The 21,509-nt window shown below is 69.2% G+C and carries 14 protein-coding genes; 10 read left to right on the forward strand and 4 right to left on the reverse strand.

From position 1 onward, the window contains the following. Together QHF89_RS44065 and QHF89_RS44070 are read right to left on the reverse strand one after the other, a co-directional pair. Positions 1 to 1,564: DUF2169 family type VI secretion system accessory protein (locus QHF89_RS44065; RefSeq protein ID WP_284721735.1), on the reverse strand; the 1,564-nt coding region annotated here is incomplete at its 3' end. Positions 1,565 to 1,602: 38 nt separating this feature from the next. After that, positions 1,603 to 2,415 (reverse strand): hypothetical protein, encoded by an 813-nt coding sequence (locus tag QHF89_RS44070; protein ID WP_136966931.1) that lies wholly within the window; start codon positions 2,413 to 2,415, stop codon positions 1,603 to 1,605. Positions 2,416 to 2,576: 161 nt separating this feature from the next. Between QHF89_RS44070 and QHF89_RS44075 the strand changes: the two genes are divergently transcribed. From QHF89_RS44075 to QHF89_RS44100, 6 genes are all read left to right on the forward strand, one after another. Continuing rightward, positions 2,577 to 3,437, forward strand: a complete 861-nt coding sequence (locus QHF89_RS44075; RefSeq protein WP_136966930.1) for a universal stress protein — start codon at positions 2,577 to 2,579, stop codon at positions 3,435 to 3,437. 12 nt (positions 3,438 to 3,449) lie between these two features. After that, positions 3,450 to 4,430 (forward strand): calcium/sodium antiporter, encoded by a 981-nt coding sequence (locus tag QHF89_RS44080; protein WP_136966929.1) that lies wholly within the window; start codon positions 3,450 to 3,452, stop codon positions 4,428 to 4,430. Between the two features lie 43 nt (positions 4,431 to 4,473). Further along, complete coding sequence (locus QHF89_RS44085; protein WP_284721736.1) at positions 4,474 to 6,594, forward strand: S9 family peptidase; 2,121 nt, start codon at positions 4,474 to 4,476, stop codon at positions 6,592 to 6,594. A gap of 719 nt (positions 6,595 to 7,313) precedes the next feature. Beyond that, on the forward strand, positions 7,314 to 8,414 hold the full coding sequence (locus QHF89_RS44090; RefSeq protein ID WP_136966927.1) for a hypothetical protein: 1,101 nt from the start codon (positions 7,314 to 7,316) through the stop codon (positions 8,412 to 8,414). Between the two features lie 364 nt (positions 8,415 to 8,778). Then, a complete protein-coding gene (locus QHF89_RS44095) occupies positions 8,779 to 10,311 on the forward strand; it encodes an SBBP repeat-containing protein (RefSeq protein WP_284721737.1) in 1,533 nt (510 codons plus the stop codon). A 309-nt stretch (positions 10,312 to 10,620) separates the two neighbouring features. Continuing rightward, positions 10,621 to 11,877 (forward strand): hypothetical protein, encoded by a 1,257-nt coding sequence (locus tag QHF89_RS44100; protein ID WP_136966924.1) that lies wholly within the window; start codon positions 10,621 to 10,623, stop codon positions 11,875 to 11,877. 1,356 nt (positions 11,878 to 13,233) lie between these two features. Here QHF89_RS44100 and QHF89_RS44105 read toward each other — a convergent pair. Then, complete coding sequence (locus QHF89_RS44105) at positions 13,234 to 13,854, reverse strand: hypothetical protein (protein WP_136966922.1); 621 nt, start codon at positions 13,852 to 13,854, stop codon at positions 13,234 to 13,236. A gap of 606 nt (positions 13,855 to 14,460) precedes the next feature. Then, positions 14,461 to 16,368 carry a bifunctional homocysteine S-methyltransferase/methylenetetrahydrofolate reductase gene (locus QHF89_RS44110; protein ID WP_136966921.1) on the reverse strand — a complete coding sequence of 636 codons (1,908 nt, stop codon included), beginning with the start codon at positions 16,366 to 16,368 and terminating at the stop codon, positions 14,461 to 14,463. A 174-nt stretch (positions 16,369 to 16,542) separates the two neighbouring features. Between QHF89_RS44110 and QHF89_RS44115 the strand changes: the two genes are divergently transcribed. The 4 genes from QHF89_RS44115 to QHF89_RS44130 all read left to right on the forward strand — a co-directional run bounded on the left by QHF89_RS44115 (position 16,543) and on the right by QHF89_RS44130 (position 21,496). Further along, positions 16,543 to 17,109, forward strand: coding sequence for an O-acetyl-ADP-ribose deacetylase (locus QHF89_RS44115; protein WP_136966920.1), 567 nt, complete (start codon positions 16,543 to 16,545; stop codon positions 17,107 to 17,109). A 13-nt stretch (positions 17,110 to 17,122) separates the two neighbouring features. Beyond that, the gene (locus QHF89_RS44120) at positions 17,123 to 18,076 is read left to right on the forward strand and encodes a sigma factor-like helix-turn-helix DNA-binding protein (RefSeq protein WP_284721738.1); all 954 of its coding nucleotides are present in this window, start codon (positions 17,123 to 17,125) and stop codon (positions 18,074 to 18,076) included. Positions 18,077 to 18,174: 98 nt separating this feature from the next. Beyond that, on the forward strand, positions 18,175 to 18,822 hold the full coding sequence (locus QHF89_RS44125) for a hypothetical protein (protein WP_136966918.1): 648 nt from the start codon (positions 18,175 to 18,177) through the stop codon (positions 18,820 to 18,822). Positions 18,823 to 18,838: 16 nt separating this feature from the next. Next, positions 18,839 to 21,496, forward strand: coding sequence for a serine/threonine-protein kinase (locus tag QHF89_RS44130; RefSeq protein ID WP_136966917.1), 2,658 nt, complete (start codon positions 18,839 to 18,841; stop codon positions 21,494 to 21,496). The last annotated feature ends 13 nt before the right edge of the window (positions 21,497 to 21,509 follow it).

Below are 21,509 nucleotides of genomic sequence, written 5' to 3' on the forward strand. Positions count from 1 at the left end.
CGCCGCCCGGCTGCGAACCGCGCGGGACGGGCGGCGGCGGCTGCACGGGCGCGGGCGGCGCGGGGGCCACGACGGGGGCCACGACGGGCGACGGCGGCGCCGCGGGCGGCTGCCCGGGCATACTCTGCGCACGGAAGCCAGGCGACGAGCTGCGCGCCGGGGGCGGAGGCGGCGCTTGCGGCGTCTGTGGCGCTTGTGGCGCTTGTGGCGCTTGCGGCGCGGGCGGCACGGGGGACCAGGATTGTGCATTCTGGCCGGGCTTGGCGAACGGCAGCCCGCCCGAGGGCGTGGTCCGCTCGTCCCATATCGCCCGGGGCTGCACCGGCGGCGCGCCCGCGGCCGCAAAGGGAAGCCCGCCCGATTGCGTCGTGCGTTCGTCGGCGATGGTATGCGCCGGCGCGGCGGCCTTCACGAACGGGAGCGCGCCTGTCTGCCGCGGCGCCGCCCCCCCGCGCAGATCCGTGGGAATGACGGTATCGATTCCCTCGTCGTCGGCCGCGATCATCGTCATCGTCGCGGCGCGCGGCTTGGGCGGCGGAGGAATGAGCGTCTCCGGGTTCACGGGCCTCCCGGGGAGGGCCGGCGCGATGGCGACGACATTCGTGGCCTCTTCGAGCGTCACCACGATGCGGCCGGGCTCTTCGAGGCGCTCGAGCTGAATGCGCCCGCGGAACGTCAACGTCGCGAGCTGGCGGTCGGTGTCGATCCAGAGCGTATCGCAGGCCAAGGGCAGGACGTGCGCGCCGCCCCGGCCTTCGAGCACGGCGCGGGGGCGGAGGCCCGGCAGGTTCGTGACGAGGCGGGGGATTTGCGGGTGCATGTTTTCGAGGACGATGCGCGCGTCCTCGGCGAGCTCGGCGAGCTGCTGGTCGCCGGGCGCGGCATTGAAGAACGAACGATCGAGGTCCTCGGGCAAGGGGGCCGCGATGAGGGAATGCGGGGTGAAGCTCGCGGCATACCGGCCGAGCTTTCCGCGGCGGAGGGGCCAGCCCGGGGCGACCGGGCCAAACCCGACGGGCGCGATGGGGGGGCTCGGGGAGCTGACGAGCAGGCCGGGCGGCTGGAGGTTCGGCAGCTTCATGCGGCCGAAGGAGTCGCGGACGTCGAGGCGCACGCCGACGGGGTTCGTGGTATCGGCCCCGCCCGCGGCGCGCTCGTACGCGAGCGACATGCGGGAGAATCGTTGGCCCTCGACGAGGGCGCCCTCGGCGGTGAAGGTGCGGTCCTGGTGGACCTCGATCGATTTGTCGAGGTCGCCGACGATGAGGCGCGCGAAGAGCGAGCGGACGGGTTGTCCTTGCGGCGCGAACGCGGAGCCGACGAGCATGACGTCGATGCGCGCTTTGAGGGGGGCGAGGTCGCTCGCGGCGAAGAGGCTCCGGGCGTCGTCGTCGTCCCAGTGGGAGTCCTCCTCGTGCACCGGCTCCTGGGTCGGGGCGAGGGGCGATTTTCCGGGCTGGATCTGGCACGTCGCCTTGGCGACGAACGTGAGCGTCCAGGCGCCGGGTCCGGACTGCCAGATCATCGAGGCGACCGGCAGCGGGGAGAGGGATACGACCTCCATTCGGGGAGGTTAAACCATCGGACTCCCCCGTTACCAGGTCATTGCATCGAAGCGCCGCCGTTGGGATCGGGCGGCAGCGGAGGCCTGCGCGCGAGCAGGTCGAGGGCGGCGGAGCGAAGGACGGCGGGGACCTGGGTCGACTCGGCGACGTCGGCGAGCTCGTGGCGCAGGAGCTGCGAGAGGACGGGCACGGAGAGCTCGGGGGGCGTGCCGGGATTCAGGACGAGCGCCATGCGCACGCGGGCGCGGGCCATCCAGCGCGCGGAGCGCGCGACCTCGGAGGCGATTTCGGGCTTTTGCGGGCGCTTGGCCGCGATACGGACGACGTCGTCCTCGGTGAGGCGTGGATTGGCGAGCAGGTTCTCGATGACGCGCGGATGCGGGTCGGCGAGGAGTTTGTCGAGGATCCCGCGGGAGGGCTTGCGCGCGAGGGCGCGGCGCTCGCCGAGGGAGAGGGGCCGGCCGCCGGGTTCGAGGGCGATGCCGCGGTGCTCGATCGGCGGGGTGGCCTGGGATTCGGCGTGCCTGGCTTTGCGGCGGAGGAGGCGGGCGAGGGCGAGGAGGGAGGCGTCCTTGGCGACGACGCGGAGGGCGCCGACGAAGCCGGCGTGAAGGGGGTCGCCGAGGAGCGGGAGGAGGGCGGCGAGGACCTCGCGGGCGGGGGCTTCCGTCTGTTCGGCGCGGGAGGCGATCTCGTCGAGGGCGCGGGCGGCGGTGGGGGGGCCGGCGTCTTCGAGGGTGCGCAGGACGAGGGCGGTGCGCATGGCGAGGTCGGCGAGCGCGGGGACGACCTTGCAGAGGCGCGCGGCGAGCGCGGCGGAAGGATCGTCGGGGGCGGTCGGGCCGGGCATCGAGGGGAGGTGGAGGGTAGCAGGAGATGACCGGCCGAAGGGGCGTCACGCGCTGCCCGGACGAACGCCGATGTGCAGGCACGCGGGAAAACCTTCCTCGGCCTGTTGCCGTCCCGGACGTGTTTCGTTAAAGTCGTTGCACCACAAACGATGGAGACGCCGTGACCAGCAAGAAGATCCTCCTCGCGACCGACCTGAGCTGCCGATGTGATCGTGCCCTGGACCGCGCGGTCCTCCTCGCCTCCACGTGGCACGCGAGCCTCACGGTCGTGCATGCGGTCGAGGAGTCGACGCAGGTGACGGACCTCCCCTCGTGGCGCCAGACGCTCACCCCCGCGCAGCTCGCCTTGCAGCAGATCCGCGCCGACATGCCCAAGGACCCAAAGGTCCACGTCGACATGGTGGTGGAGCAAGGGGATCCGGCGTCGGTCGTCCTCGGGGCCATCGAGCGGGTGAAGCCCGATCTCCTCGTCACCGGCGTGGCGCGCGGCGAGACGCTCGGGCGCATGCTCCTCGGCAACACCGTCGAGCAGATCGTACGAAAGACCCGGGTCCCGCTGCTCGTCGTGAAGTCGCGGCCCCACGAAGCCTACCGGAACGTGATGCTCACGACCGACTACTCCGAGAGCTCCCGCGACGCGCTCCCGACGGCGTTCGCCCTGCTCCCGACGAGCGCGAAGCTCAGCCTCTTCTACGCCTACGACGTGTTCTTCGAAGGACACATCGACGACCGGATCTCCGCGCGCGATGCGGCGCATCACCGGGCGCTCGACGAGGGGCAGGCGTTCCTCGAGAACCTCCACGCGAAGACCGGGTCGGGCCACGCCATCCCGCTGATCTGCGAATACGGCGACCCCGGCGTGCTCCTGTCCGATCTCACCCATACCCGTGGGATCGACCTCGTCGTGCTCGGCACCGCCGGCCGCACCGGGATCCTGGGCGCCCTCCTCGGCAGCGTGGCCATGCGCCTGCTCTCCACGCTGCCGAGCGACGTGCTGATCGTGCGCGCGACGGCCGGCTGATCACGAGCGCCCGTGGGCGTCTACGCGTGGGCCATCTTCGTCGGCGGCCTCGTCCTCCTGGTCGTGGGTGCCGAGCTCGTGCTCCGCGGGGCCTCGCGGCTCGCGCGGGTCCTCGGCCTCGAGCCGATGGTGATCGGTTTGACCGTCGTGTCCGTGGGGACGAGCATGCCCGAGCTCGCCGTGGGCATCGCGGCGAGCTGGGAGGGCGCCGGGACGCTGGCCGTCGGCAACATCGCCGGCACGAACCTCTTCAACATCCTCTTCATCCTCGGGCTGAGCGCGTGGATCAAGCCGCTGCCGCTGCAGGCGCTCAGCATCCGGCTCGACCTGCCGGTGATGATCGCCGCCGCGGTCGCGATGTTCGTGATGGCCCTCGACGGCGTGCTGAGCCGCTTCGAGGGCTGCCTGATGCTCCTCAGCTCGCTCGTCTACACCGTCGTGCTCCTGCGCATGGCGCGCCGCGCGCCCGACCCCACGCAACCCGCGGCGTCCGAGGTGTCCGACGTCGTGGTCTCCCGGCGGGCGCGGACCCTCGCTCGCTTCCGCGACGTGGCGATGCTCGTCGTCGGGTTCATCGTAATCCTGGTCGGCGCCGACCTCCTCGTGCAGGGCGCCGTCGACATCGCGCGCGCGCTCGGCGTCTCCGACGCCATCATCGGCCTGACCATCGTCGCCATCGGCACCTCCGCGCCGGAGTTCGCCACCACGCTCATCGCCACCCTCCGGGACGAGCGGGACATCGCGGTCGGCAACCTCCTCGGCAGCAGCATCTTCAACATCCTCTTCATCCTCGGCGCCACCTGCGTCGCCTCGCCGAGCGGCATCCTCGTCGATCAAGCCGTCCTGCTCATCGACATCCCCCTCGCGGTGGGCGTGGCCGTCCTCTGCGTCCCGGTCTTCCTCTCGGACCGCATGGTCTCGCGCAGGGAAGGCGCCTTCTTCGTCCTCGGCTACCTCGTCTACCTCGTCACGCTCCTGCTCTTGCGCGTGTGAGCCCGCGCGGGGGGCCTCGGGGGCGTGCTAGCGTCCGTCCCCCATGCGCACGCGCGTTTCGTCCTTCCTGGTCCTGGCTCTCGCCCTCCTCGGCTGCGGCGCGGCGACCGCCCCGGACCCCGCCACGCCTTCCGCGACCTCCACGGCCCCCACCTCCCCGAGCGCGGCCGCGTTGCCCCCGTGGACCACGCCCGCCGCGCCCGCCGCCTCCGCGCCGGCCCCCGTGCCCACGCTCCCGGCGGAGGCGCATGCCGAGACGCGCCCGCTCGCGGTGGACGTCGCGTCCCTGCCGCGTATCCAGGCCGTCAGCATCTCCCCGGACGGGCAGCAGGTCGCCTACGTCGTCCGAACGTCGCGGCTCGACCCGGACGCGCAGCCCTCGGACAACGACACGTCCGGCGGCTGGAAATCCGAGGCGCAGCTCTGGGTGGTGGGGCGCGCGGGCGGGACGCCCCGGCAGCTCACGCGGGCCGAAACATCCGTCGGAAACCCGAGATGGCTGCCGGACGGCCGCGCCCTCGCCTTCGTGCGCGCGCAGGGCAAGGGGCGCAAGATCCACGTGCTCCCGCTCGATGGCGGCGAGGCCGAGGTGCTCGACCTGGGCGAGCTGGACCTCGAGGACTACGATTTCTCGCCCGACGGCCGCGCGATTGCCTTCACGGCCGCGCCGCCGCTCACCGAGGCTGAAAAGACGGCCGCCTGGCGCAAGGGCGGCGTGGTCGACGAGGCCAGCCACTTCCGGTCGTCGCAGCTCTGGGTGATGGTGCGCGGCGACAAGGCCCCGCGGCGGGTGACGTCGGGCAAGGAGAACGTGATCACGTTCCGCTGGTCGCCGGACGGGCGGACGTTCGCGGTGATCACCTCGCCGTCGGCGGAGCCCCATGACGTGGCCATCTCGCACTCGGTGCGCATCCTCGGCGCCGCCGACGGGGCCCTCGTCCGCGAGTTGACCCGGGAGCCGCGGCCGCTCGGTCACCTCGCGTGGTCGCCGGACGGGCGCCACCTGGCCGTGCACAGCGGAAAGAACACGCTCTCGATGCTCAACGCGCTCCACGTGTACGAGGCCACGAGCGGGCGATCCTGGGACGTGGCGGACAAGCTCGACGCGACGATCACGAGCTTCGCCTGGTCGGGCGACAGCCGGAACCTGACGCTGCTCGTCGCCGAGCGGACCGGGACCAAGCTCGTGCGTGTCCCGGCCGCGGGCGGCAGCCCGACCCAGCTCGGCCGGACGACGCGTATCCTCAGCCCCCTGGGCACCACGGACCGATCGGGGCGGTTTGCGGCGACGCTCTCGTCCGCGCCGACCGATCCCCATGCGCCGACGGTGGTCGACCTGCAAACCGGCGCGCTGCAGGTGGTCGCGCCGCAAGCGTCGCGCGTCGGGGGATGGACGCTCGCGAAGAGCGAGGTGGTGCGCTGGAAGAACGCGGACGGCCAGGAGATCGAGGGTGTTCTCACGGTCTCGCCGCACGCGGGCGCGGGGCCTGCGCCGCTTTTGGTCTACCCGCACGGCGGGCCGGACGACGTGAGCCAGGACGGGTTCAGCCCCTTCGCGCACTACATGGCGGCGCGCGGTTATTCCGTGCTGCGCCCGAACTACCGCGGCAGCTTTGGGTATGGGCAGGCCTTTTATGCGGCGAACCGGGGCCGGCTCGGCGAGGTCGAGTTCGCCGACATCGAGAGCGGCGTGGACGCGCTCATCAAGGCCGGACGTGTCGATCCGCAGCGGCTTTATTATGGCGGCTGGTCCTGGGGCGGGTTCGTCACGGCGTGGACCATCGGCCATACGCGCCGCTACCGGGCCGCGCTGGTGGGCGCGGGGGTCGTGGACGTGGTGGCGCAGTATGCGCACTCGGACATCAACCACGGAGAAGCCGCGCAATGGGAGTTCCGCGGCAATCCCTGGAAGCAGCCCGAGGAGTTCGCCGACTCGAACCCGCTGCGCTCGGTGAGCAACGTGGCGACCCCGACGCTGATCGCGCACGGCGACGAGGACACGCGCGTGCCCCCCATCAACGGCTGGTTGCTCTACCGCGCCCTGACCGACATCGGCTGCGAGGTGCGCTTCCACCGCTACCCCCGCGAGCCGCATGGCTTCGGGGAGCCGGCCCACCAGGTGCACCTCTGGACCACCTGGGCGGCGTGGTACGCGGCGCACTGAGTTTGAGAGGCCGCGCGCAGGGTTGGAGCCATGCCGCGCGGGTTCCGTGATCCGGCGGGGGCTTCCCGGAGGTCGCCCGCAGCTTCTCAGAGACACGCCCGCGGCTTCCCGGAGGTCGCACGCGGCTTCCCAGAGGTCGCACGCGGCTTCTCAGAGACGCGCCCGCGGCTTCTCAGAGACGCGCCCGCGGCTTCCCGGACGTCGCCCACGGCCTCCCGGAGGTCGCCCGCGGCTTCCCAGAGATCGCCCGCGGCTTCTCAGAGACGCGCCCGCGGCTTCCCAGAGGTCGCCTGCTGCCTCTCAGACGTCGCCCGCGGCTTCTCAGACGTCGCCCGCGGCTTCTCAGACGTCGCCCGCGGCTTCTCAGACGTCGCCCGCGGCTTCTCAGACGTCGCCCACGGCTTCCCGGAGGTCGCCCACGGCCTCCTAGAGGTCGCCCACGGCTTCCCAGAGGTTGTGCAACCGGGATCTTGGGTGACGCCTGGGCGCGGGTGCGAGGTCGCGACTGCGCGGGAGGATGGCCCAAGCCGCGCGGCCGCGCCGTCACGCCATCGTGACACCTCAGCGTTATGCCTGCGTATCATTGTATCGTCCGCATAACACACATGAGCTTTGCTCCCTGCGTTTCACGCGCTCCCCGCGCCGGCACGTCGGTTGCAATGAGGTCACACGGGAACGCAATGTTCCCCGACAAGCCATAGATGAACGGAGTAGGAACCATGTCGACGCACCTCACTGCTCTCATCGCCGACGGCGGCCACGGCTCCAGCAAGAATGAAAAAGATGCCGCTTCCCCGGCGGGGACGCGCGCCGCGCGGAGAGGGACGCTCATGAAATACTCGTTCGCGAGTCTCTTCCTCGGCAGTCTCCTGCTCGGCGGGTGCGCCCTCGACACGCAGGAGGTCGACCTCGAAACCGAAGCGGCTCGAGATTCTCAGGACTCCACCGGCCAGCAGGGCTCGTCGATGGAGCAGCTCGCGGTCCTCGAGGTCGCCTCGGGCCACACCCTCACGTTCGTCTCGACCTTCAGCGAGGGCGACACGGAGCGCGGCTCGCTGGTGATCGAGAGCATGGAAACGATGCGCCCGTCCGTCTTCACCCACCTGGGCGAGAAGCTCGGCGAGGACGTCAAGCACGGGGATCTGTTCTACGCCCTGTCGGAGCCGGGCACGCCCGTGCCTGAGGCGCTCCGCGGCTCGATCACGGCCGGCGCCAAGGAGCAGCAGGGCTGGGCCAAACGCGCGCTGGAGGAATCGCTCAAGGCTCCGAGCGGCGGCATCCAGACGCTCGCCGCGGATATCGCCTGTGATAACGACGCGCTGGCGGCTGCCGCGCCCTCGAACTACCCGACCGTCTTCGAGCGCCTCGACAAAACGCCGGCCACGTACGCCTCGTTCGAGTTGGCGAGCTGCTACCAGCCCCCCACCTGGTGGTATGGGATTTGTTTCGATGCCGGCGAGCGATACAACTACTCCGCCTACTGGACGGGGCTGACCCAGTGGACGGGGAAGATCTGCGGCACGGCCATCGGCGACCACACGGTGACCGTCGTCTCCAATGGACAGATCGCCTCCCAGTGGGCCGGGCCCGAGTTCGGCATCGTGAAGGCCAAGAACAGCAGCAACTGTCCGGACCCGAAGTATTACGGGTCGGATTGGGATTATCTCCCGCTCTCGGGGGGATACTTTTACAAGTATATCACGACGCCGAACGTGAATTACTATCACTTCGCACACTACACGGGCCCGACGGCGTGCCTGGGCCTGAGGGTCGTAGGCGCCAAGGAAAACGATCAGTTCGATTTCCTCATGAGCAAGTGAAGGGAGGAGCTGGCGTCACCGCCTGAGGAAGCACACCGAGAACGGGCGCCCCGATCGATGAGACGGGTCGCTTCGGAGCATGACCCGGGGGGGCGCGTGCGTTTTCCCCGGCCCGTGGGACGCAAGAGCGTATCCTCGCGCTCTCAGACAATCCCGTCCATCACCTCGAGCGCACGGTCAGCCATAACGGCACGCGAAAGCGCGGCGACGAAGCGCGAGATCGTCCCCGTCCCTGGGCTGTGAATTTTTGCACGGCCGTCGGGTGCCAACGTGCATTCTCCCCGGGCCTCTGGGGCGCTACGCCTGCCGAGTCCCCTGACGCGGCGGAGTCGTCGACGCCAGCGCATCGACAGGAGCAAATCACGTGACTTCCTTTCGTACGAATTCAAAGAGCCTTCGTCTGGTCTTGCCGGGGATCCGTGCCCTCGGCATGGCGTGCCTCGTCCTGGCGACCGCATGCGGCGGCACCAGCGGACAAGGAACCCCCGAGGGACAAGGCGGCGCCGGTGGGCAAGGCGGCGCGGGCGGGCAAGGCGGAGCGGGCGGACAAGGCGGCGACGGTGGCCAAGGCGGCGACGGTGGACAAGGCGGACAAGGCGGCGACGGCGGCACCAGCAATCCCGGCGTCATGGCGTGGAGCAAGAAGCTGCCTGCCGACTACGAGGGCCAGCAGGTCGCCGTGGACAAGGCAGGCAATGTCTACGTGGCGGGGGTCTTCCACCAAACGGTTGATCTCGGATTGGGCCCGCTCGTCCCGCCGGCGCCCAGCGCGATGTTCCTGGCGAAATTCGATGCACAGGGCCAGATCCTCTACGCCAAAGCATTTGGTGGCGATGGGAAGACACGCGTCGACAGGCTCGCCACCGACGGCGACGGCAATCTGCTCCTGAGCGGCATCTCCGGCAAAAAGCTCGACCTCGACGGCGTGACCCTCGACGTCGGATTCGCGGGGTATTCTTTCGTGGCCAAGCTCGACGGCTCGGGCCACGGCCTGTGGGCCAAGATCATCGGGCTCGGGGACGGCGTCGAGTACAGTCGCCGTTACCTCGCAGCGGACGCAGCCGGGAACGTGCTGGTCACGGGCATCGATCCCGACGGCATCGATTTCGGCGACGGCTACCTCTATCTCGACTATAACCTCTTCCTCGCGAAATACGGTCCCGGCGGAGAGCACATCTTCAGCAAGAGGATCACGACCCTCGCGGACGCCGACAAGGTGTTTCCGTGGGCCATCGCGGTCAACCTGGCAGGCGAAGTGGCCATCGTGGGGTTACGCGAGGGGCAGCCCGATTTCGGCAAGGGTCCCCTGCCGGGTTCGACCTATGGATTCCTGGTCAAGCTCGACGCCGCGGGAAACACGCTCTTCAGCGTCCCGGTCGACACGGACATGTCCGGCGTCGCCTTTGATGCCGAGGGCACCATCCTCGCCGCGGGCCTGCCGAGCAATGGGTATGCGCTGAAGGATATCCACGTCGCGAAATTCAGCGGCGCCTCGGGCGCGCAGATGTGGGCGAGGCAGTTCAAGTCCCTGGACGAGTTCGAGGGGGGAGCGAGGTACTTCAAGGATCTCGCGGTCGACCCGGTAGGCAACGTGGCCTTCACGGGCCAATTCATCGGTCCCTTCGATTTCGGCGGAGGGATCCTGGACAACCCGGACGGCTCCTGGTGGGGGGACTCCTACGTCGTCAAGCTCGATCCCTCAGGAAACCACCTCTACAGCACCGCGCTCTCCGGCACGGAGAGCCAGCAGGACGCCTCCGACATCGCCGTGGACCCGCAAGGCAACATCTTCGTCGCGGGCTACTTCGAGTCGACGCTCGATTTCAACGGCGTGTCGCAGATGCAAGCGCCGTCGGAGTATCCGGGGAGCGGCTTCCTTGTGAAGATTGTTCCCTGATCCTCCCGCGGCAATTTCACCCCTCCTGGCCGCCCCGGCGCCGAGGGATCTCTCGATCCCGCCGGGTCTGGACTTGCCGAGTATCTGCGCCGCCTGGCTGCGGAAGCTCCCAAGCCTTCATCTCCCTGAAGGACCGTTGTCCTTGGACGAACCCACGGGGGCTTCCAGGATGTGATGTGGTCAACCGTATCACCTGGAGTTGACGGCAGTCTCACGCGGACGATGCGCACACAAGGGCTGCTCGTGAGGTTCGTCCGTGCACAAACCTCCTTCCCGAGGGTTCGTCCGCGTGTGTAGGATGCTCGTCCCGTGTCGAGATCTGCCGCCCTCGCGACCCTGCTCGTTTTCTCGCTGTCCGTACCCTGTGAGGCGGCAGAAGACGAGAAGGGTACGCCGTCTCCCTCTGCCGTGCAGACGACCGAGCCCAAGACGTCCCGCGCAGCTCGCGCAAATGCGCGCCTCAGCCAGCAGGAGGAAGCGAGATTCAAGGCTCTCGTGGAGAGCGGAGACCGTGCCCTCGCGGCGGGTCGCCTGAACGACGCCGCTGATGCCTACGAGGGCGCTCTCAACCTCAAGCTGGATCCCCGTCTTCTCGGGCGACTCGGGCTCGTCCTCTCGATGTTCCAGCAAACGCCGGAGAACGACATCGTCATTGCACGCGCGTTGCATGCAGCCGTGAGCGAGGCTGCCGGCGCATCCAGCGCCGAACGCAGGCAATTCTTCGAGGCTTACGAGCGTGTCCGAAAGCGCGTCTGTCGCCTCGATGTCATGACCAGCGACGTCAACGCAAACGTCATGATTGGCGGCAGTAACGTCGGTAGGAGCGAGGGGGCGTTCTGGACCTTTGTACCCCCCGGCAAGATCGACGTGGTCGCAAGTCTGCCGGAACGCAGGGATGTCAAGGAAACCGTCGCGTGCGTTTCGGGGAAGCCGATTTTCGTCGAATTGAACTTTCCGCCACCGCCACCCCGGGAGGCCCCTCCTCGTGGAACGATCGTCAGGGAGCCGAAAGAGAAGCCCGTCGTTGTCCGGGAGAAGGTGGGCCCTCTGAGCGCACCGACAGGCCGCGGTCTGTTCAGCGTCGAGGGTGGCCCCACGCTGGTGGCGGGTGCTCTACCGTCGCCAGCGCTGGGTGCTTCGCTGGCCGGCTGGTATCGTCGAGAAACCTTTTCCGTAACGGCTGGCGTCCGGGGAGCGTGGTCTGTCGGGTCGGTGGAGGATCGCCCGATCGACGCATTCATCTTGAGTGGTGTCGCTGGACCCTGCGTATCGTGGAGGTGGCTGGACACGTGCGTGTTGGCGAGCTTGAACGTCATCCAGTACGACATGGCCGACCCCCCGCCCTACTTGCCTGACAGGGAGAGCGAAGTGATTCCGGGCGTCGGGATCGGCATCGGGGCTCGATACAAGATCGCAGGGCCCGTCTCGATTCGCTTGTTCGGAGACGTTTCCTCGATGCTCAGGCAAACGTCGATCTCGATCCAAACTCCCAACAGCGCCACCCCCGTCTGGAATGGTGGCAGGTTCTTGGCTTCGGCTGGTGTCACTTTTGTCATTTCACAATAAGGCTCGAAGGATCTGGAAGAGGAAGTCGACCATGCTTTTTGATCGATATCGTGGCGCGTATCTGACGGCCAGCATCGCTGGTGCCCTTGGTCTCGGCGCCCTCATGGCCGTCCATGGGTGCACAACCGAACCGTGGGATGTCGTTTTCTGGTGTGACCCGGACGCGAACCCCGATACCGATATCCATGGAGATTGCTTCCCTCCTGACGGGGGTAGCGGCATCGAGCCGCTATCGTGTATCGCGCGAGGCGGGCAGTGCGTACCGATGGGGACGTCAGACTACAGGGAAAAGGCCGTTCTCCTGTGGATGGGGGCAGAGGAAGAGGCTCCCGATTGTCCCGAGCGGGCCGATACCGTGTTCTACCAGGGCTACGCCGATCTGTCGGTGCATGTGCCATGTCAGACGTGCTCGTGCGGTCCTGCGGGTTGCGCGCTGCCTGGCTCGATCAACGTCGATTCCGCGAGCTTCTGTCAAGGCGCCAATCCAATGGAGTATTCAGGCCCGGAAGGATGGGACGGTTCGTGCGTCTCCCCCTCCGTCCTCCCTTCGGGAAGCTTCGCGTCGATCGAATTGGCGGCTCCCACCGTGGCGGGATGCGAGCCGATCGGAAATCCCATCCCCAAGGCCCCGGGCTTCGCTCCTGGCGGGCCTGACGGGCCTAAATCGTTCGCGAACGGCGTCTACTGGGGCAAGTACGCGAAGGCTTGTCACGGCGCCGCAGAAGGACGTTGCGAGTCCCCGAGCGAGACGTGCCTGCCGAGCACCGAGCCACCTCCGCCGGAGTTCCGTCAGTGCGTGCAGTACACGCTGCCCGTCGACGAAGCGAACCTGCCTCAATGTCCCGAGGCGTTCCCCGAGCAGTTCTTGTTCTACCGGGGTACCACCGGGAAGGTCGAGTGCTCACCTTGCGAATGCGGGGAGCCGACGGGAGCCAAATGCAGCGCGACCCTGTCGGCGTTCCAGGACACGGCATGCTCTGGCGTTCCCATGTCCCTGTTCGAAAACGTTCCTGCAACGCCATTCTGCCTGGACATCAGCGGGTCGCCGTTCACGTACGCTCTCGGGTCGATGTCGGCGAAGTGGACCGTGAACGAGCCCGGAACGTGCGAACCGAAGGGCGGGGAACTCGTCGGTACGGTGAAGGGCGTAGAGCCGAGGGTCTTCTGCTGTCAGCCGCCTCCGGCGAAGTGACCCCGGAGGGCTAGACGATCCCGTCCATCACCTCGAGCGCGAGCTCATACCGCCCGAGCGGCGGCATGATGTACGCCCCCGCGACGCGGTTCCGCAGGACGGAATGGCGCGAAGGCACCAGCATGGCGACGGCGCCCAGTTCCACCCCGAAGGTCTTCGGGTCGTCAGATACTGAATTGGGTGGTCTTCGGCGCTCCGTTCTCGAAGACAATCGAAAAATAAACAGGAGTGAGCCCATTGACTCGTTGCTTCCGGCTCAACCGGTACACTTCCTCTACCCCTAGCACATAGTCATCCCTCGCGTATTTGATCACAGATACGTTCCCCCACAACTCCGTAGCCACAGGCATATCGCGGGCCCACGATGGTCCACTTTGATATTTCCTCTCCAATTCATTGTTTTTAGGATCAAATATAACGAATGAGTGAAAGTGCTCGTACCCGTCGTATGAATTCCCGCTCTTTTTTTTGGTCGGCCCGATGTGCATCACCACGTGAGTGATGCTGGGCCAACCGAGCATCTGGGCGAACTCCACTGTCTGGTGCAGGTGCTCGATCGCTACGTCCAGTTCGTCATCTTCCCGATGGCGCTTGCTGATGACATAGAGGCTCGACTTGAAGATACACTTGGTGACCTTGACGAGATCGTTTTCCCATAGCGCATTTATGCCGAGAAAATCATTACAGTGTTTACACACGAGAGAGCTATCATCCTCTTCGATTTCCATGCGCTGGACGGCGGCGTGCTTCACCTGCCGCATCTGAGCCTCGCGCCGCTGCGCCACTGTCGCGGGATGCGGCGCCCTCGCCACCGGCGTCCCGAAAGCGGACTTGGGCTGTAGGATCGTCGCCGGGTGCGGCGGCCTCTCGGGTCCGATGCTCGGCGGTCTCCTCGGCTGAGCTGTCGTGGCCGGATGCGGGGACCGTGTTCTTGAGGATTCGTTGAGCTTCTTTGGCGGAGTCGGCAGCATGGTCCCGGATCTTCCGCTCCCCGTTCACAAGGGGGCCAACTTCCAGGCGGTCCTCGCGGAAGCCCCCTTCGCTTATCCGGAGCCGCACCCGGGACCGCCGTCGTGCGCGGGTGGGTCGTCAGACGACCGAGAGGGCGAGCTCACCATCGTTCTCGGCCGGAGCGTCGGCGTCGGCGTCACCTCCCTGCGCGACGTCGTTCTCGGCTTCCCGGGGCTGGACCGAGACGGAGGCGGCGACGTCGTTGCTGGCCTCCGGTCGCGGAAGGCTCGAGGCGGCGGCGAGGAACTATTCGCCCAATGGCCGCTTGGATTGCCCCTTCAGGGATGGAATCTCGGGATCGGCCGAGCCGCCGATCTTGCTGCCATCCTCCTCGAACTTTGGCTCTCCGGGGCCGCTCGGTCGTCGGGGGGCGTTTTACGTCAAACAATCCCGTCCATCACCTCGAGCGCAAGCTCATACCGCCCGAGCGGCGGCATGATGTACGCCCCCGCGACGCGGTTCCGCACCGCCGCGAGCATCTCCCGGGCAATGGCGACGCCCTCCTTGCGCGCGGCGGGGCCGCTGCCGGCGCGTTGCATGCGGTCGCGCACCTCCCGCGGGATCTGCATGCCGGGGACCTCGTTGTGGAGGAACTCGGCGTTCTTGTGGCTCGCGAGCGGCAGGATGCCGACGAGAACCGGCAGGCCGAGGGGCTCGGCGTCTTTCAAGAATCGATCGAGCACGTTCGGGTCGTAGACCGGCTGCGTCATGATCAATTCGGCCCCGGCGCGTTTCTTCAGCTTGAGGCGCTCCATTTCGCGCTCGTAGTTCAAGGCCGCAGGCTCGGCGCCCGTCGCGCAGAAAAACGAGGTCACGCCGCCGAGCGGTTTGCCGCCGGGGTCGATGCCGGCATTGAGGCGCGAGGCGAGGCGGAGGATGCCGACCGAGTCGAGGTCGTAGACGGCCGTCGCGTCGGGGAAATCGCCCATCTTGGGGGGATCGCCGGTGACCACGACGAGGTTGCGAATGCCGAGCGCGTGGGCGCCGAGCAGGTGCGCGACCTGCCCGAGCAGGTTCCGATCCCGGCCGCAGACGTGCAGGAGCGTCTCGACGCCGAGCTCCTCCTGCATACGCACGGCGAGCGCGAGGTTCGACATACGCGCCTGGGCGCGCGCGCCGTCCGCGATGTTGATGACGTCGACGCCGCCCGTGACGAGCATCTTCGCCGCCTGGATGGCCGAGTTCGGGTCGACGCCGACGGGCGGGTTCACCTCGACGGAGACGACGAACTTCTTGCCGATCTTGGCCGCGAGTTTGCTCTTTTCCGCCGTGGCGACAGGCCGCTGGCCGATCACGAGGACCGGCGGCTCGGGGGGAATGCTGCTATCGGCGACCCCGACCCAGAGTGGACCGGGATCCTCGCACGCGCCCGCGGCGGCGCTCGCCTCCATACGCGCGGCGGCGGCCATGCGGCGAATGTGCTCGGGCGTCGTGCCGCAGCAGCCGCCGATGAGCCGGACGCCGAGCTTGCAGAGGCGCCGGGCAAAGACGCCGAAGTATTCGGGCGTGGAGACGTAAATGAAGCGGTCGTCGACGCGGCGGGGAAGGCCGGCGTTCGGAATGGCCGAGAGCGGAATGTCGAGCGGCAGGAGTTTTTCGATCGCGGCGAGGACGACCTGCGGGCCGTCGGAGCAGTTGACGCCGATGACATTGCAGCCGAGGTCCCGCAGGCGCGCGCCCATGTCGGCGACGGGCGTGCCGTCGGAGAGGGTGAGATCGGCGTCGACGGAGACATTGGCGACGATGGGCAAGGCGTCGCCGACGGCCCTGCGGACGCCGTCGATGGCGAGGAGGAGCTCCTCGGGCTGGCGCATCGTTTCGAGCAGGAGGACGTCGGCGCCGCCCTCGGCGAGGGCTTCGGCCTGTTCGCCGAAGGCGTCGCGCACGCGGCTGCGGTCGTCCTCGCCGAAGGCGGCGAACACGAGGCCACTCGGGCCGATCGCGCCGGCGACATAGCCGCGGTCGCCCACGGCCTTGCGGGCGAGCTGGGCAGCGCCGACGTTGAACTCGCGGACGCGGTCGGCGTAGCCGTGGCGGGCGAGCCGGACGCGGTTGGCGCCGAAGGTGTTGGTCTCGACCACCTGGGCGCCGGCGCGCACGTAGTCTTCGTGGATGCGGAGGACGAGCTCCGGGCGCGAGACGACGAGCTCTTCGTAGTTGACGTTGAAGAGGACGCCTCGCTCGTAGATCTGCGTCCCCATGCCCCCGTCGACGACGAGCACGCCGCGACGAACGGCGTCGAGGAAACGCGTGGGCTTCGGGGTCAGGGCAGACGGGGCGCTCGACATCGCGCGCACCCTAGCACAGGAGATGTCGTTGGCGGCCGGACGAGCGCCCCCCCTTTCGCCTGTCTTCCGGGCCCCCTCGTCTCGTCCGGCCCCCTCCCCCGGGACCACGCTCATTCCAGTGCCCAAAGGAGCGGGCCTGCCGTATCGTACGTCTCCCGAAACGAGGAGCGACCTATGCCGCGCGCGTTCTCCGTGGGTCTCTGCAAAGTCTCTCTGGTCGAAGGCGACATCACGACCGAGGACGTCGACGCCATTGCCAATGCCGCGAATGCCGGGCTGCTCGGCGGCGGCGGCGTGGACGGCGCCATTCATCGGGCCGCGGGTCCCGAGCTCGTCGCCGCTTGCCGCGAGGTGAAAAAGACCCTGCCCGGAGGCCTTTTGCGGACCGGCGGGGCCGTGATCACGCCCGGGTTTCGCCTGCGTGCCAGGTCCGTGATTCACTGCGTCGGCCCGGTCTACGAGCGCGAGGGGGCGCGCGCGCCGGGGCTCCTCGCGAGCTGTCATACCGAGGCGCTGCGCCTGTGCCGCGAGCATGGCCTGTCGTCCGTCGCATTCCCTGCGATCAGCACGGGGGTTTACGGCTACCCGCTCGACGAAGCCGCGCGCGTGTCGCTCACGGCGGTGCGCGACGACCTGCGCGCCCACGGTACGCCGGCCCTCGTGCGGATGGTGTTGTTCGGCGCGAGCGCGCTTTCGGCATTCGAACGCGCGGCCGACGATGTCTTCGGCGGGACCCCCTGATCCGCGCGACGCCATGCCCGGTGGTCACGGGGAGGACGTGTGCAACAATGGCGCCGTGATCGGGAAAGAAAGGGTTGCACGAGAAGCCTTCGAGGCGGGCCTGCCCGAGCCGCTGCGTGGTGCGCTCGACGCGCGGGCCGAAGCCGCGCTCGCGCGGGCAGCGGCGCGCGGCCGCGAGGCGTGGCCCACGGTCCCGTTCGAGGACGAGCTGTGGCTCGGTCACCTGGCCCGCCGGCTCCGCGAGGACGAGCCCCTCGCCACGCAGCTCGACGCCATCGACGCGGGCGGCCTGTACCTGGCCGCCGCTTGCTTGCGCGGCGTGCACGCGGCGCTCGAAGCGTTCGAGCGGGAGGTGCTGCCCTCGGCGCGGCGCGCGCTGTCGATGCGTGCCGACGAAGCGCGCGTCGACGAGATGCTGCAACGGACGCGGACGCGCCTGCTCACGGAGCTTCACGGTCCCCCCAAGCTCGCGTTGTACGCCGGGCGCGGGCCCCTCGGCGGGTTCGTGCGCACCGTCGCGGTCCACCTCCTCGCGAACGACGAGGCCGCGGCGAAGCCCATCGAGGACGACGACGACGCGCTGGCCGCGCTGCCCGAGGCCGCCGACGTGGAGGCGGGGCTCTGCCGGCTGGACCAGCAGCAGCACTTCCGCGCGGCGTTTCGGGAGGCGCTCGCCACGCTCTCGTCGCGCGACCGCGCGCTTTTGCGCCTCAGCTTGCTCGATGGCCTCTCGATCGACGACATCGCGCCGATGTACGGCGCCCATCGCGCGACCGTGGCCCGCTGGCTCGGCGCCGCGCGCGACCTCTTGGCCACGCGGACCCGGCAGGCGCTCGCGAGCCGCCTGCGCCTGCGCCCGGACGACCTCGAGAGCCTGCTCGGCGGCGTGCTCAGCCGCTTCGACCTCAGCCTGTCCCGCCTCCTGCGCGAGTCCCACGGCGCCGAGGCCCCGCCCGATGCGACCTGACGATTTGTTGCGACCTCGATCGGAGACGACCTGTCCCTTGGTGCGGGGTGCATGTGCACCGGCCGCGGTGTTCCTCCACGTCACCAAGGAGTCTCGTCGTGAAACAACTCGTGTGGTCGCTCCCTCTCGCTTTCCTCCTCGCCTGCGGCGCCGGCACCGGGAGCTCCGGCTCCGACAACGGCGAGGGCGGGAGCGGGGGCGAGGGCGGCAACGACCCCGGTCCGTCGTCGTCCAGCACCTCGTCGTCTTCGTCGTCTTCGTCGTCCACGTCGTCCGGGCCCAGCGGCCTCACCGAAATGGACCGTCTCCAGGTCTTCTGCGAAAAGACGATGCTCGCCGGCTGCCCCGCCTGGTTCACCTCGACGGCCCAGTGCGTCGACATCATGAGCAAGACGCAGACCGATCTCTGCCAGGACAAATGGGTCGCGGAGACCGATTGCCTCGGCAAGACGCAGGCCGGGGACTGGACCTGCAACGGCGCCGGCGAGCCGGAGGTCGTCGGCACGATCTGCCGCGACGAGTACGGGTTCGGCTCGTATTGCCGCATCACCGTCGCGACGCCGGCGTGTTACGGTGCCGCGTGCATGTACGACTCCGATTGCTCGGGCGAGTCCAAATGCAACGAGGCCACGGAGCATTGCGTGGAGTCGAGCGCCCAGTGCGGCGGGCTGCCGTGCAAATACAACGCCGATTGCCCGAGCGCATTCAAGTGCAACGACGCGCTGGGGCAGTGCGTCTTGCCCTGAGGCAGAAGCCGCGCTGATGGCCTGCCTCGACGAGAACCTCTTGTTCGAGCTGTCCGTCGGGCAGCTCGACGGGGCCGCCTTGGCCAAGGCCGAAGAGCATCTCGACACCTGCCCCCGCTGCAGGCGCGTGGTGGCCGCGGCGCTGCGCGCGAGCGGGGCCGCCGCGCCGGCGCCCCCGGCGCTCGTGCAACGCGGGACGGCGATCGGCCGGTATCTCGTCGTGGAGCGGGTCGGCGTCGGCGCCATGGGGCAGGTGTTCGCCGCCTACGATCCCGAGCTCGACCGCAAGGTGGCGCTGAAGCTTCTGCGCTTCTCGTCGCGGCCTTTCGCGGAGGAGGAGCAGCGGCGCGCGCGGCTCGCGCGCGAGGCCCAGACGCTGGCGCGCCTGTCGCACCCGAACGTCGTGACCGTGTTCGACGTGGGGACGTGGGAGCAGCAGGCGTTCATCGCGCTCGAGTTCGTCCCCGGCGGGTCGGCCCGCGTTTGGGCCACGCGAGAGCCGCGCGCGTGGCGCGAGATCGTGCGCTTGTGGATCCAGGTCGGGCGCGGCCTCGCCGCCGCGCACGCAGCCGGGGTCGTGCACCGGGATTTGAAGCCCGACAACGTGCTCGTGCGCGCCGATGGCCGCGCGCAGGTCACCGACTTCGGCCTGGCCGCCGAAACGACGCTCCGCGACGAAGCGGCCGCGCCGACCGCCCTGGCCCTCACGGAGACGGGCGCGCTCCTCGGGACGCCGGTCTACATGGCGCCGGATCAGCTCGAAGGCGCGCCGGCCACCGAGGCCTCCGATCAGTTCGCGTTCTGCGTGTCGTTATGGGAAGCGCTGTACGGCGAGCGCCCCTTCGTGGGTCAGACGCTCGCCGAGCTCGCGCAGGCTGTGCGGGAGCAAGCGCCCCGCGCGCCGGCGTCGTCGCCGGTGCCTCCTGCCGTGCGCCGCCTGCTGCAAGGCGGGCTCCATCCCGATCCACGCGAGCGCCATGCTTCGGTGACCACGCTCGTCGACGCGCTCGAACGCGCGATCGAGAAGCCCCGGCGCTTCGGCCTCCCGGTGCTGATCGGCGCGGCCCTGCTGACGCTCGGCGTCGTCCTCGTCGCGCGGCCGAACGAGGCCGTTCGCCGTCATCCGACGTGCGTGCTCGCCGAGGAGCGGCACCGGGCCGCGTGGGACGAGGCGCGCCGCGGCGTGGTGCGTGAGGGCTTCGACCGCACGGGCCTCTCGTATGCCGCGCAGGCCTTCGGCGTCGTCGACGGCGCGGTCTCGGCGCGCGCGTCGGCCTGGCGGGCCGAGCGCGCCGAGGCGTGCGAGGCGCTCGTTGATGCTGCGACGCCCGATCCCCTCTTCCGCGCGCGGGTCGCCTGCCTGGACGAGCGCCTGGCCGAGCTCGATGCCGCCACCTCGGTGCTCTCGCTCGGCGGGGCCGACGCGGTCAACCGCGCGACGTCCGTCGTCGAGCGAATGGCGCCGCTCGACGCCTGCGTGGCGGCCCGCGCCGGACCTGCCGACGCGGAGCCATGCGAGGCGTGCGTGGCGATCCGCGCCGACGTGCAGCGCGGAAAAACCCTGCTGCAGCTCGGAAAATTTGCCGAGGCCGAGCGTGTCACCAAGAACGCGCTCGGACGCGAGGCGCCGCCGAACGCCGTCGCCGCGCGGGCCGCATTGCTCGTCGAGCACGCGCGCACGCTCGAGCCGCTCGGCCGCCTCGACGAGGCCGAGCGCGAGATGTTCGACGCGGCGCTGGCCGCGCACCGGATAGGCAGCCGCGTCCTCGCCGCCGAGGCGTTCGCGGAGCTCGCCTACTACGTGGGTTATCTGCACGCGCGTCCCGACGACGGCGAACGATGGGCACTCCAAGCGGACGCGCTGCTCGGCCCCGACGATGCGCCGATCCTCGATCGCGTCGCCATGGTGCGCGGGGTCATCGAGACGCGCCGCGGCAACCTGCGGCTGGCCGAGGAGCATTTTCGTCGCGTGGAGGAGAGCGTCCGCAAGCGGCTCGGCGCGGCGCACCCGAGCCGCGCCCGCGTGCTCACCAATCTGGCGAGCACGATCTTGCACCAGGGTCGCTTCGACGACGCGCTGCCGCTGCTGAAGGAGTCGTACGACCTCTTCGTCGCGGCGCTCGGCGCCGATCACCCCGACGCGTTCCAGGCGCTCAATGCCTACGGCGTGGCGCTCGGCAACGCCGGCCGCTTCACCGAAGCGGTCCCGGTGTTCGAGGCGGCGCTCGCCGGGTACAAGCGCACGCTCGGCGCGAACCATCCACGGATTGGCCGTGCGGCCTCGAACCTCGCGGAGGCGCTCTACCGCCTGAAGCGATATCCGGACGCGCGCGTTCGTTATCTCGAGTCGGCGGCGGCCTTCGAGCGGGCCCTCGGGGCCGACGCGCCGGACCGCGCGCTCGCGCTCACGGGCCTCGGCCAGGTGTACATCGCGGAGGGCGCGTGCGCCGAGGGACTCGCCGAAACGCAGCGCGCGCTCGCCATCTGCGCGAAGTCCGCGTGCGAGCCCGGGGAGGCGGCGGCCCTCGAGTTCCTGCATGCGAAGGCATGGGTCTGCGCGGGCCACGCGAAGGCCCAGGTCCTCCCGCACGCACGCCGCGCCGTCGAACTCTTTCGCTCCCTCGGCGCCAGGACCGAGGCGCAGATCGCAGAGATCGAAGCGTGGCTCCGGTGAAGTGAGCGCGGGG

Origin of the sequence: Polyangium sorediatum (assembly GCF_029946465.1) — a bacterium.
Taxonomy (GTDB): Bacteria; Myxococcota_A; Polyangia; order Polyangiales; family Polyangiaceae; genus Polyangium; species Polyangium fumosum.

What these genes read in the sequence shown, in the direction of transcription:
- QHF89_RS44110 (WP_136966921.1), bottom strand. Translation starts at nt 16,368, where the DNA reads ATGTCGAGCGCCCCGTCTGCCCTGACCCCGAAGCCCACGCGTTTCCTC.
- QHF89_RS44085 (WP_284721736.1), top strand. Translation starts at nt 4,474, where the DNA reads ATGCGCACGCGCGTTTCGTCCTTCCTGGTCCTGGCTCTCGCCCTCCTC.
- QHF89_RS44070 (WP_136966931.1), bottom strand. Translation starts at nt 2,415, where the DNA reads ATGCCCGGCCCGACCGCCCCCGACGATCCTTCCGCCGCGCTCGCCGCG.
- QHF89_RS44115 (WP_136966920.1), top strand. Translation starts at nt 16,543, where the DNA reads ATGCCGCGCGCGTTCTCCGTGGGTCTCTGCAAAGTCTCTCTGGTCGAA.
- QHF89_RS44130 (WP_136966917.1), top strand. Translation starts at nt 18,839, where the DNA reads ATGGCCTGCCTCGACGAGAACCTCTTGTTCGAGCTGTCCGTCGGGCAG.
- QHF89_RS44120 (WP_284721738.1), top strand. Translation starts at nt 17,123, where the DNA reads ATGCCCGGTGGTCACGGGGAGGACGTGTGCAACAATGGCGCCGTGATC.
- QHF89_RS44090 (WP_136966927.1), top strand. Translation starts at nt 7,314, where the DNA reads ATGTCGACGCACCTCACTGCTCTCATCGCCGACGGCGGCCACGGCTCC.